This is a genomic window from Pseudoalteromonas sp. N1230-9, assembly GCF_032716425.1.
Classification (GTDB): domain Bacteria; phylum Pseudomonadota; class Gammaproteobacteria; order Enterobacterales; family Alteromonadaceae; genus Pseudoalteromonas.
The window spans coordinates 436,667-449,383 of sequence record NZ_CP090419.1 but is presented as its reverse complement, the minus strand read 5'-3'; the positions used below and the strand labels follow the sequence as shown (position 1 = coordinate 449,383).

At 41.9% G+C, this 12,717-nt stretch carries 11 protein-coding genes; 4 read left to right on the top strand and 7 right to left on the bottom strand.

Going from position 1 to position 12,717, the window contains the following annotated elements:
* Positions 1–207 precede the first annotated feature (207 nt).
* A complete protein-coding gene (locus LY624_RS02145; RefSeq protein WP_341803768.1) occupies positions 208–1,104 on the top strand; it encodes a 1-aminocyclopropane-1-carboxylate deaminase/D-cysteine desulfhydrase in 897 nt (298 codons plus the stop codon).
* Between the two features lie 6 nt (positions 1,105–1,110).
* Here the strand turns inward: LY624_RS02145 and LY624_RS02140 are convergent, their stop codons facing one another.
* The 3 genes from LY624_RS02140 to LY624_RS02130 form a co-directional block, all read right to left on the bottom strand.
* On the bottom strand, positions 1,111–2,766 hold the full coding sequence (locus LY624_RS02140; RefSeq protein ID WP_165381501.1) for an EAL domain-containing protein: 1,656 nt from the start codon (positions 2,764–2,766) through the stop codon (positions 1,111–1,113).
* Positions 2,767–3,087: 321 nt separating this feature from the next.
* Positions 3,088–3,786, bottom strand: coding sequence for a single-stranded DNA-binding protein (gene ssb, locus LY624_RS02135; RefSeq protein WP_130151679.1), 699 nt, complete (start codon positions 3,784–3,786; stop codon positions 3,088–3,090).
* Positions 3,787–3,806: 20 nt separating this feature from the next.
* Positions 3,807–5,174 (bottom strand): MFS transporter, encoded by a 1,368-nt coding sequence (locus tag LY624_RS02130; protein ID WP_341803767.1) that lies wholly within the window; start codon positions 5,172–5,174, stop codon positions 3,807–3,809.
* A 162-nt stretch (positions 5,175–5,336) separates the two neighbouring features.
* Here LY624_RS02130 and uvrA point away from each other — a divergent pair, with 162 nt between their 5' ends.
* Together uvrA and LY624_RS02120 are read left to right on the top strand one after the other, a co-directional pair.
* Positions 5,337–8,156, top strand: coding sequence for an excinuclease ABC subunit UvrA (gene uvrA, locus LY624_RS02125; protein ID WP_341803765.1), 2,820 nt, complete (start codon positions 5,337–5,339; stop codon positions 8,154–8,156).
* Positions 8,157–8,168: 12 nt separating this feature from the next.
* Entirely contained in the window at positions 8,169–9,227 is a 1,059-nt protein-coding gene (locus LY624_RS02120) for a hypothetical protein (protein ID WP_130151676.1), read from the top strand.
* 29 nt (positions 9,228–9,256) lie between these two features.
* Here the strand turns inward: LY624_RS02120 and LY624_RS02115 are convergent, their stop codons facing one another.
* The gene (locus LY624_RS02115) at positions 9,257–9,502 is read right to left on the bottom strand and encodes a hypothetical protein (RefSeq protein ID WP_130151675.1); all 246 of its coding nucleotides are present in this window, start codon (positions 9,500–9,502) and stop codon (positions 9,257–9,259) included.
* Positions 9,503–9,971: 469 nt separating this feature from the next.
* Between LY624_RS02115 and LY624_RS02110 the strand changes: the two genes are divergently transcribed.
* Positions 9,972–10,112 carry a hypothetical protein gene (locus LY624_RS02110; protein WP_341803764.1) on the top strand — a complete coding sequence of 47 codons (141 nt, stop codon included), beginning with the start codon at positions 9,972–9,974 and terminating at the stop codon, positions 10,110–10,112.
* Between the two features lie 128 nt (positions 10,113–10,240).
* Here the strand turns inward: LY624_RS02110 and trpS are convergent, their stop codons facing one another.
* The 3 genes from trpS to rpe are packed head-to-tail and all read right to left on the bottom strand — an operon-like array spanning position 10,241 to position 12,640.
* Entirely contained in the window at positions 10,241–11,245 is a 1,005-nt protein-coding gene (trpS, locus tag LY624_RS02105; RefSeq protein ID WP_130151674.1) for a tryptophan--tRNA ligase, read from the bottom strand.
* A gap of 46 nt (positions 11,246–11,291) precedes the next feature.
* Entirely contained in the window at positions 11,292–11,957 is a 666-nt protein-coding gene (locus LY624_RS02100; RefSeq protein WP_341803763.1) for a phosphoglycolate phosphatase, read from the bottom strand.
* Positions 11,954–12,640: a ribulose-phosphate 3-epimerase gene (rpe, locus tag LY624_RS02095; RefSeq protein ID WP_237119768.1), complete on the bottom strand. Its 687-nt coding sequence runs from the start codon at positions 12,638–12,640 to the stop codon at positions 11,954–11,956. The genes LY624_RS02100 and rpe overlap by 4 nt, the downstream gene beginning before the upstream one ends.
* Positions 12,641–12,717 lie beyond the last annotated feature (77 nt).

Sequence of the window (12,717 nt, the reverse complement as noted above, 5' to 3'; positions counted from 1 at the left end):
TTGGTCATTATTATTTTTTATAATTAAACTCTTATGCTATGTACTTGCAAGGCAAAACACAAGCTTTGTTCAATTATTATCTGAGTTTACAACTATTACCTTAGTTGATGCCAGTAAATAACATAATCATTTTAGTTTAATTGACTAATTTCTATCTATATGACGATTTTGCTATAATTGAGCCCCATTTTTTATCTAAGTAGCATCGTGAATATTAGTTGTGAGTCACCCATTCAACCCATTTGCCACCCTCTGTTAGAAGCGCATAACTTACAGTTATTTATCAAACGTGATGACCTGATCCACCCCAAAATAAGCGGCAATAAATGGCGAAAACTTAAATTTAATTTACAAATAATGCAGCAACAGGGTAAATCAGAGCTGTTAACCTTTGGTGGCGCATTCTCAAATCATATCCATGCCAGTGCAATCGCAGGAAAACTATTTGCCTTCAAAACTCATGGTATTATCCGTGGCCCCTTACTTGATGAAGCTAACCCGACGCTAAACAATGCAAAGCGCTTTGGTATGACGCTACATCCGGTCAATCGCCTTACTTACCGCCAGCGTCATGACCCCCATTACTTAGACGAACTACAAAAGCAGTTTCCTAATGCTTACATCTTGCCTGAAGGGGGAACAAACCTTGCTGCGATTAAAGGCTGTATGGAATTGGCACAAAGCTTACCACCCAGTGACTATATTATTTGCCCAACTGGTAGCGGTGGCACATTAGCAGGATTAATAGAAGGAACGAGCAATCAAACAACCCTTTTAGGTATTGCTGTCCTTAAACAAGCTGATTATTTAATCGAAGAAATAAAACAACTCAGTAAAAAAGCAAAAGAACAGCACAACTGGCAACTTTTATGTGACTATCATGATGGCGGTTATGGCAAGTTTTCTGATGAGCTATGGCGTTTTTGCCAAACCTTTACACACCAATACAACATTCCCCTTGAGCCTATTTATAGTGGAAAAATGATGTATGCTATTTGGCAGTTAATTGAGCAAGGTTACTTTACATCTGGAAGTGTAATAACCGCCATCCACACAGGCGGGTTACAAGGTCTAAATGGGTTAAAGTACAGGGGCTTAATTTAGCGACGGTCAGCTATATGGGGTAATATCCGCCAACTTTTGCAGTGGTTCAGCAAAATAAAACCCTTGTGCAGCAACCACTCCTAAATTTTTCAGCGTTGCTAACTCATTTTGTGTCTCAACACCCACGGCATAAACAGGGCAACTTAATTCATGCCCTTTTGCAATAATTTGCTTCACGATCTTTTGCTGTTGCTTGTTAGTATCAATATTGTGTATTAACTCAAACGCAAGTTTTATGGCGCAAAAATTAGCAAGTTCACGGTAAAGAGGTAAATGCTCTGCGCTGCGTACATTATCAATCACCACACCTGCCGACAATTTTCCCAAACAATCTAATTGCCCTGCTAACCGATGGCGCTGCTTTAAAAAATCATCCTCATTTAATTCAAATTGCAGCTTACTGACCGTATCACAGCTTCGCATCTCATCTTTCAACCACTGCCAAAACTCTTTGTTAAACCAATTCAGAGCATGTAAGTTGATGCTAACAGCCATTGCCCCTCGTTCACTCAACAGCATTTTTTTTACCTGCAAAACAACCGTTTGATCAAGTAAAAGTACATCCTTTTTACTGCTCATCTGCGGGATAAAATGACGCGCAGCCAAAAGCCCGAGACTTTTATGACGAATGCGAATTAACGCTTCATGCTGAAGGATATCGCCGGTCTGCAAATCAAATAACGGTTGGAAAAAAAGCATAAAGTGCTTTTTCTTTATATATTCAAATAAGTGTTCTTTGCTGTCAGCGAGCACACTCGATTGCGTGTGCCCAAATGGCAAGCGATGAATATGTTGCCAAGCACTTTGTTTTGCTAGCGCAAGAGCCGATTTAGTCAATTGATAAACAACCGCTTGATCTGCGCCTGTACGGTAATTACATACCCCGATTTTTACATCACTGCGGGACAAGTCACTGCGATAATTAAGACATGCTTGGTAGATAACTTGATGCAATCGCTTAGTGTATTTATCAACCTCAGTCGCAGGGACGCTATTCAATGTGACTGCAATTCCCCCTGAAGGGAGCAACTTAACAGAGCGATTAACCAGCTCACCAAATCCTTTAGCAATCACTAATTTAAAATAATTATCGACATCCAAGTTTTCAGGAAAAGGAGTTTTCCAAAAAAATAACGAAAATAAATGGTTATAATTGGTAGGAACACCATACAGAATGTTCAAATCTTGATGGGGCAAAAGCTTTGGTGTTATTGATTTACGAGGCTTTTCTGGCTCACCTTCACTCAATTGAGCTTGCTTCTTAATCCTTGTATCTTCCAGCATCGGTGTTTTAAGCGCCATTCGCCAGCGACGTAACCCCCAATAACACGCTCCAACCAAGATTAAATTTAGAAACAAAAACAAATGGCTTTCCACTAACCAAGAAGGCCAATGAAATAACCGGAGGCTCACCGTTTTATAGCTAAAAACTTCCTGCTCTAGATCAATAAACTTAGCTAAACTAGGTGATACCTCTGCCGTATTCATCACAAACCCTTGGCTTTGAACTAAAGTTGCAATAATGTCATGTGAGGAAACAGGATCGAGACTTAAGTCATAGACTTGCTTGGCAAGCTCAGTCCCTGAGTTATGTACTTTTTCGTGTAGTACATCACTTAAAAAAATATTAAAAACAACTAATAGCAAAAAAACGGCCGCCATATAAATGGCCTCCGATTTCTTAATATGTGCGGTAAAATCTTTTCTCATTTCACAGCTTTGTTGCTCAAACATACACAAAGTGTTGTTCAAGAACCCTATAAATACAAGGCTACAGAGCGATTAAAAGCAATTTCAGAATTATCCTAAGACCAACGCTGTCAAAAGTCATGTAATTTTAAACACCTAGCAAAAAGTGCTAATGATAATTATTTTGTAACCGACAGCTGCATGCTTACACAAAATAACAAAGCCATTTTAAAGCAATAAAAAACCCAGCAACTAGGCTGGGTTTAAATAACTCAAACACTCAATGTGTGTGAATTAGAACGGAATATCATCATCAAAATCGATTGGTGGCTCCATCGGGTTTGATGCGCCGCCTTGTGGTGCATTTTGAGGTTTAGGCGCAAAGCCACCGCCTTGTTGTGGCGCGTTGTTTTGCTGCTGTTGACCATAACCGCCACCATACTGGTTATTACTTTGTTGTTGTGGTGCAGGTTGCTGTTGCGGGCGCTGTTGCTGCTGTGCTGGCGCAGACTGTTGTTGTGGCGCATAGCTATTATTGCTTTGTGCTTGTTGTGAGCCACCGCCGTAGCCGCCACCTTGTTGTTGGCCACCTTGGTAACCGCCTTGTGATTGGCCACCTTGATAACCACCACCTTGCTGATCGCCACCACGGCCACCTAACATTTGCATTTGGCCGCCCATGTCTACCACGATCTCTGTGGTGTATTTTTCTTGGCCTGATTGGTCAGTCCATTTACGCGTTTGTAAACGACCTTCAATGTACACTTGTGAACCTTTACGAAGATACTCACCAGCTACTTCAGCGAGTTTGCCAAATAACACAACACGGTGCCATTCAGTACGCTCTTGCATTTGCCCTGTGTTTTTATCTTTCCAGCTATCTGTCGTAGCAATGCTGATATTCGCTACGCCATTGCCATTAGGCATATAACGTACTTCTGGATCTTGGCCTAAATTACCAACCAAGATAACTTTGTTCACACCGCGTGCCATGGAACTTCTCCTATAAAACGTTAGATTAAACCAGCCACTTTACGTGCTTGGTCTAGGTCAAATTCTTTATCATTAATCTTTAAATAGCTGCGATTTTCATCACAAACAACCGTTGCTTCAATTACGCCCGGTAAAGCAACTAGACGAGAAGCAAGCACTTGTGCCTGCTGCTCTGAACTTAATTCAGTCATTAAGCTAATAATTTTACTTCTTGGTGGGACTTGCATATTCCAAGCAAGGATAAGCCATATTAACCCAACAAGTGCTGCCGCCGCAAACACTGCTTGCGCACTTAACACTTGAGCAACGTAACCCCCTAATAAACCACCTAAAAAGGCACCAAAAAACTGCGTTGATGAGAACACCCCCATCGCAGAACCTTTTTGATTTGCAGGGGCAATACGCGACACAAGTGCAGGCATGGTTGCTTCTAAAAAGTTAAAAGCAATAAAGTAAACCAGCATACAAATACCAATGCCAATCACCGAATCAACCCATAACGACATCGCGAGCATACTTAAAACAAGCAGCGCGATTGAGCCAATAAAGGCTTGTTTCTCTTTTTCTTTTCGAATCGCCACTATCATCATTGGAGCCATCAAGAAAAACGCTAAAAACAGCACAGGGATGTATAAATACCAATGATGGTCTGCAATTAAACCATCTTTGATAAGCTGACCTGGTAAGGCGACAAATACGGTGGTTAATGTCAGGTGAAGCAACATCACACCAAAATCAAGGCGTGCTAATTGCGGGTGTTTAATCAGTTGCTTAATGTCATCAAGCGTCGCGAGCGTGTCGCCTTTTGGGGCTTTACTAACCGCATTAGGCACTAAAAATAACACAATAAAAATACCTAAAATAGCAAGCCCTGCGGTAAGCCAAAATACTCCAGCAACTCCCCAAGAGGCAGCAACAATTGGCCCAAGTAGCATAGCAACAGCAAAGCTCATACCAATGCACATGCCAATCACGGCCATAACTTTCGGACGTTGTTCATCACGGCTTAAATCAGAAGCCAGCGCCAATAAGGCACTGGCAATCGCACCCATACCTTGCAGTGCACGCCCTAGTGTCACCATTTGCACAGACTCAGCGGTTGCCGCAATAACAGAGCCAAGTGCAAACACACAAAGGCCACCAATAATCACTTTTTTACGACCAATTTTATCAGACAACCAACCCATCGGAATTTGCAGCACGGCTTGTGTTAAACCATAGGCACCGATAGCAAAGCCAATCCACAGTGGCGAAAACCCTTCTAATTGCTGACCATAAATCGCCAATACTGGCATCAGCATAAATAGGCCAAGCATACGGAATGCAAATACGCTCGCCAACGAAACGGCTGCGCGTTTTTCTCGAGAGTTGAGTGAAGATGCTGTCATGAATTACTGATCTTGCTGTCTATTAAAATGTGAGCGTGGATTCTACCACAAGCGAAAACTAAATAATCACCTGTAAGTGATGATTTTTTCTTTGATCAAGGATTAATCTTATCGCGTATTATGAGATACTGAAAAAATAATTAGGTAATAAAACGAGATAGCATGGAAAACATTGAAGTCCGAGGCGCCCGCACGCACAACTTAAAAGACATCAGCCTAACCATTCCCCGTGATAAGCTGATAGTTATCACTGGCCTATCTGGTTCAGGGAAATCGTCTTTAGCGTTTGATACTTTGTATGCAGAAGGGCAACGTCGTTATGTTGAATCACTGTCAGCGTATGCAAGACAGTTCTTATCGCTAATGGAAAAACCCGATGTCGATCACATCGAAGGTTTATCGCCAGCTATCTCTATCGAGCAAAAATCGACCTCGCATAACCCGCGTTCAACAGTTGGTACAATCACTGAGATTTACGATTACCTACGTTTATTATTTGCCCGTGTCGGTGAGCCTCGCTGCCCTACTCACGACTTACCGCTTGCAGCACAAACGATCAGCCAAATGGTCGACACAGTTTTAGCCCTACCAGAAGGGAGCAAGCTAATGTTGTTAGCACCGGTTGTGAAAGACCGAAAAGGTGAGCATGTTAAGCTGCTTGAGCAACTCGCAAGCCAAGGTTTTATTCGCGCACGCATCGATGGCGAAGTCTGTGACTTATCAGATCCACCGACCCTTGAGCTTCATAAAAAGCATACGATTGAAGTTGTGGTTGACCGCTTTAAAGTTAAAGATGGCCAACAACAGCGTTTAGCTGAATCATTCGAAACGGCCCTTGAGCTATCAGCTGGTATTGCCCATGTAGCGGCAATGGACGATTCACTCAGCGAAGACATGCTGTTTTCTGCTAATTTTGCCTGCCCAACGTGTGGCTATGCAATGAGTGAACTTGAGCCGCGTTTATTCTCGTTTAACAACCCTGCGGGTGCGTGTCAAAGCTGTGATGGTTTAGGTGTGCGTCAGTATTTTGATCCAAACCGTGTTGTGCAAAATCCTGAGCTAAGCCTATCGGGTGGTGCAATTAAAGGTTGGGACAAACGTAGCTTTTATTACTTCCAAATGCTGCAAGCTGTCGCAGAGCATTATAAGTTTGACCTAGAAGTGCCTTTCCAAGAACTTGGTAAAGATGCGCAAAAGGTGATTCTTGAAGGTTCAGGTAAAACTAAAATCGCCTTTAATTACCGTAACGACCGTGGTGATTTAATTACGCGTAACCATGAGTTTGAAGGCGTTTTAAATAATATGAATCGCCGCTACCGTGAAACAGAGTCAAACTCAGTGCGTGAAGAGCTCGCAAAATACCAAACAAGCCAAGCGTGCCCGAGCTGTCATGGCTCTCGATTACGCGAAGAAGCTCGCCATGTATTTATAGGCCAAACCAATCTACCTGCAATCACCACAATGAGTATTGGTGAAAGCATGGCATTTTTTGATGGTTTAAATCTAACAGGCCAGCGCGCGCAAATTGCTGATAAAATCCTTAAAGAAATTCGTGACCGTTTATCTTTTTTAATTAATGTAGGCCTTAATTATTTATCGCTTGAGCGAAGTGCCGACACCCTGTCTGGCGGTGAAGCGCAGCGTATTCGTTTAGCAAGTCAAATCGGTGCAGGTCTTGTTGGTGTAATGTACGTATTGGATGAGCCATCCATTGGTTTGCATCAGCGCGATAACGACCGCCTATTAAAAACCCTTATTCACTTGCGCGATTTAGGCAATACAGTGATTGTGGTTGAGCATGACGAAGATGCCATTCGCGCTGCAGACCATATTATCGATATTGGTCCTGGTGCGGGTGTTCATGGTGGCCATGTTATTGCCGAGGGTACCCACGACGATATTCTAGCGAGTAAAGATTCAATCACAGGTCAGTACCTCTCTGGCGAAAAGAAAATCGAAGTACCAACGGCTCGCCATCAAACCACCGACAAATGGCTTGAGTTATTTGGTGCCACAGGTAACAACTTAAAGAACGTTGATTTACGTATTCCATTTGGCTTAATGACCTGTATCACGGGTGTATCAGGCTCAGGTAAATCAACGCTTATCAACGACACTTTATTTAAGCTGGCTCATACCGAGTTAAATGGCGCAACGACCGCCGAAGCGGCCCCGTACAAGTCAATCAAGGGCCTAGATCATTTTGATAAAGTGATTGATATTGACCAAAGCCCGATTGGCCGTACTCCGCGCTCAAACCCTGCAACTTACACCGGCATTTTTACTGGTATTCGTGAGCTATTTGCGGGTACTCAAGAAGCCCGCTCGCGTGGCTATAAGGTTGGTCGTTTTAGCTTTAACGTTAAAGGTGGTCGTTGTGAAGCGTGCCAAGGCGATGGTGTGATCAAGGTAGAAATGCACTTTTTACCTGATGTATATGTACCTTGTGATGTATGTAAAGGCCAGCGCTACAACCGTGAAACCCTCGAAGTACAGTACAAAGGTAAAAACATTCACCAAGTACTCGAAATGACCGTAGAAGATGCCCGTGACTACTTTGATAAAATTCCGGCTATTGCACGTAAACTGCAAACCTTAATGGATGTCGGCTTATCGTATATTCGCTTAGGTCAAGCGGCAACGACTCTTTCAGGTGGTGAAGCGCAGCGTGTAAAACTGGCTCGTGAACTGTCAAAACGCGATACCGGTAAAACCTTATATATCCTTGATGAGCCAACTACGGGTTTACACTTTGCTGATATTCAGCAATTATTAGTAGTACTTCACCGCTTACGCGATCACGGTAATACCATAGTTGTTATTGAGCATAACCTTGATGTGATTAAAACCGCAGACTGGATTGTCGATTTAGGTCCAGAAGGTGGCTCAGGCGGCGGTGAAATTTTAATTTCTGGTACACCTGAAGAGGTCGCTGATTGTGAGCGTTCACACACAGGAAGATACTTAAAACCACTGTTATAAAAAGGATAATGCGTGCGTAGGTATTTAAAAATTGCAAAATGGCGCGCGAATAAACAGCTTCAACAACAGCAACGTAGCTGGCAGCCACATAAAACAAGGCTGGTTGAGCGCATACAAGCGATTTGGTTTAACTTAAGTACCGCACAAAAGCTCTATCTGTTAGCATTAAGCAGCCTGATTGTTCTGCAATCGGGCTGGTTAAGTGCCACCATTACGATCATCGCTCTCGTTATAGAATTTTGGCCCAAATTTAATCAGCTTTGGCATTCACTTGCAGGCAAAGCGTTGATTTTAATCTTCTACGCCAGTATCGCTAACTTTGTATTGGCAGGTGCGAGTGGTATTGTGAACGATGTAACTCATGTCTCATCAACTCACTTTAACTACACACATAACTTTGCCACTCTCTTATATTTACCCCCTTGGGCGATGGGCATTAGCTTAGCGACCCTATTACTATTTCAACTTTTTTTACCTTTCTATATTTTTGCTTTATTACTGATAAAACCATTTGGCTCTGAGCGAATTAAGTTTATAAGCCAAAGCTATTCGCCACTATTAACCGCCATAGTACGCTTCGTACTAGCGTCAGTGGTATTGATCAACCTGATTTCGTTTATTGACGACCAGCCGCCTGAAGAAGTACTCGACAACATTGTCAGTACCTTTGCAGATAGTAAAGCCATTGCTAAAGAGTCAGGTGAAGAGCAACAAAAAGCGGTTGAAGAACTCAGTGAAAAAATAGAACAACAATTGCCAGACAGTTCAGAGAAACCACTCACACCAAAGCCTGACATTAATCTTGACGGTGATGGCGAAACAGCCGAAAACCTACGCCAGTTTTTAGATACTAAAGGCTACTTTGAACGCAGTAAACGCTTAATTGCTATGTTTGCTTACAGCTTTGAGGCGGATAGTTACTCCCGCTGTGTAAAAACAGAAAACAGTAAAGCGGTTGAACTGAATGATTACGAAATTGTACAAGTAACCCCAGATAACAATGCGGAGTATGGCTACCGCTTTGAAGTGATTGCTTGTGACTCACCAGGTATCTTGCCAGTTACTAAATAGCAGACAAAAAAATACCGCAGCAATCAATACTACTCACTTGGCTTACTGCGTTTTTCTCTGATGAAATGAAATATCGAAAGCCCAATAAAGCCAAAGCAAACTAAGGCGATTACTAAGTTGGGTATAAAAATAAGTAACATAGCAGCATCATAGCCGATCTTTGCGAATGCAGCACAAAGGCTACCAATGATAAGTTCAGTTAAGATTAGCTCCCATTCTAATGAGCTATTCGCAGGCACGGTTTTAGCCGCATAATGTTTTACTTTAAAACCCATATCAAAACCTCCAAGTTCCTATTTTCTGTATTCAAACTATCATCAAAAGGCAAAACCACAAAAATAAAATGATTTAAAAAGCTTATTTCTCCCTATAAAGATTAGATTTAAACCATTGAAGTTACGTTAATTAACATTTTGAAACCTATATAAATCGCCTAGAGCTAGGTAAGCGACTCTAGCAACTTTCCTCGCTATTGTAGTAGTTTTTATCAACGGGCGACCAACCAACTTTGCTTTAAAAATAATATCGATACTCGCAGTAAGCACGCTTGTTATTACACTGCCAACCCTCTTACTAAATAACCAAGATACTCAAGAATTAGAACAACATCTTAAGATATCTATCGAGGTTTCAACCGAGCAAATAAACAAAAAATTGACCACAAAATTGAATTAAAACTCAACCAGTAATGCCCTGTTTGCCCATTACATTGGGCAAGCTTTTCTCAATTAACAGGCTAAAAGAATGAAACAACTAACCCAATCACTGCTCTCAAAAATTGCTGTATCTTACTTGTTAACAACGAGTATTTGTAATGCAAAAAGTGCCGTTTGGCAGGTAAGTAAAGGCTACGTGATTACACAGTTGAGCGCTGATGAGGAATAAAAATGGAAAAAAAAGACAAAACTGCTGCTGCACTTATCTGTTTGTTTACAGTATTAATCTTGCTGAGTTTTTAATAAAAAAATACCGCTATTCAGCGGTATTTTTATTTCAATAATTTGTTGAAAAGCTTACGGACGAGGGATAAAACCTACCGCATCGTAAACAGCTTTTAATGTTTTTTCAGCGCGGATACTCGCCTTTTCAGCACCTGATTTCATAATGCTATCAAGTAGTGACTGATCTTCGCGAATTTCTTTAAAGCGCGCTTGGATTGGCTCAATCATACTCACAACCGCTGCTGCTGTGTCTTTTTTCAGATGACCATACATTTTGTCTTCATATTCAGGTACTAAGTCTTCAATTGAGCGCTTAGTTGCAACTGATAATAAAGTGAGTAAGTTAGATACACCTGGTTTTTCTTCACGGTCAAAGTAGATACGCGCTTGCTCGTCTGAATCGGTTACTGCTTTTTTCAGTTTCTTTTCAATCTTCTTCGGCTCATCTAATAACATGATGTAACCGTTTGGATTTTCATCTGACTTAGACATTTTTTTCAGTGGATCTTGCAAGCTCATTACACGTGCACCAAACTCAGGGATGTATGGTTCAGGTAGTTTGAAAACATCACCGTATAAGTTATTGAAACGTGTTGCGATATCCCGTGTTAACTCAAGATGTTGCTTTTGATCTTCACCCACTGGCACTTGATCAGCCTGATATAACAAGATATCAGCCGCTTGCAGCACAGGGTAAGAGAATAAGCCCACATTTACGTTATTCGCATGCTTTGACGACTTATCTTTAAACTGCGTCATACGGTTAAGCTCACCCATTTGCGCATAACAATTTAATACCCAGCTAAGCTGAGCATGTTCTGGCACTTGAGATTGTACAAATAGTGCTGATTTCTCAGGGTCGATACCACATGCTGCATACAGCGCAATACCGTCAAGCACGCGCGAGCGTAGTTGCTCAGGATCTTGACGTACAGTAATGGCGTGTAAATCTACTAACATAAAGAAACTTTCGTGGTCTTCCTGTAGCTTAAGCCACTGGTTAATAGCGCCAACATAGTTGCCTATTGTCATACCACCGGTTGGCTGAATGCCGCTTAACACTACTGGTTTACTCATGATGTTCCTTTATATTTTTACTTAAAAAGACGAATTTAAAATGCACTTACCTTTGGGTAAGAACAGGTATTATATCTAAGAAATTCTCACAGAGGTACTCTGGATTGAAATCAGCGAGGTTTTCACCTTGGTTATAGCCGTAGCCTAGCGCAACAACGTCAATATTAGCCGCTTTGGCAGCCAAAATATCACTTTTTGAATCGCCTATCATAACTACTTTTTCTGGGCTTACATCAAGTTTCTGACATGCAAACTGTAAAGGCTCAGGTGATGGCTTCTTTGCCATATCATCACCACAGACAATCAGCTGAAAATGGCTGGTCAGTGAGAGTTTATCAAGTAACTTCTCGGTAAAACGACGTGCTTTGTTGGTGATCACCACTTTAGGCATACCAGCAAGCGCAGCAAGCCCCGTTTCTACATGCTGATAAAGCGCACTATAGTCACCCACAACTTGGTCGTAATGCTGATAAAACAAATTAATGGCGCGCTCAGCAAGGGCTTCATCTAAATGTTCACTGACTTGCATATCGCCACTCAAACCACGCTTTACAAGCGTTTCTATACCATTTCCCACCCAGCTTTCAACCAACTTTTGGCTAACAACCGGAAATGCTAGGTCAGTCAGAGTCAGGTTCATCGCTATGTATAAATCATAAACACTGTCGACTAAGGTGCCATCTAAATCAAAAAATGCTGCATCGTACTTCATGAATCAACCTTCGCAAGTTCGTTACGCATTGCATCGATTACCGCTTTATAATCTGGTTGATTGAAAATCGCAGAGCCTGAAACAAACATATCAGCGCCTGCTTTTGCAATTTCAGCAATGTTATCAACACCAACCCCACCATCGACTTCTAAACGAATATTACGGCCTGATTGCTCAATAATTTTACGCGCTTGGCGAAGCTTCTCAAGAGTATGTGGAATAAAGCTTTGGCCACCAAAGCCAGGGTTAACCGACATTAATAACACCACATCGACTTTATCGAGTACATGTTCAAGATAGCTAAGACTGGTTGCAGGGTTGAACACCAAACCAGCTTGGCAGCCACTGTCTTTTATGAGCTGCAAGGTGCGATCAATATGTTCACTGGCTTCAGGGTGAAAACTAATAATTGAAGCGCCAGCTTCTGCAAAGTCTGGGATAATACGATCGACTGGTTTTACCATGAGGTGCACATCAATCGGTGCCGTCACGCCGTAGTCACGCAGTGCTTTACAAATCATCGGGCCAAAAGTTAGGTTTGGCACATAGTGGTTATCCATTACATCAAAATGTACAACATCAGCGCCACTTGCGAGTACACGATCAACATCTTCACCTAAGCGAGCAAAATCGGCCGAGAGTATAGACGGGGCTATTAAATACTTTTGTAATGTTTCCAACATGAGAAATTCCATCATAATTTGCGACTGCAAGAAGAGCGCATAATGTAACCCAATAGCTAGCCGATTAAAACACCGCG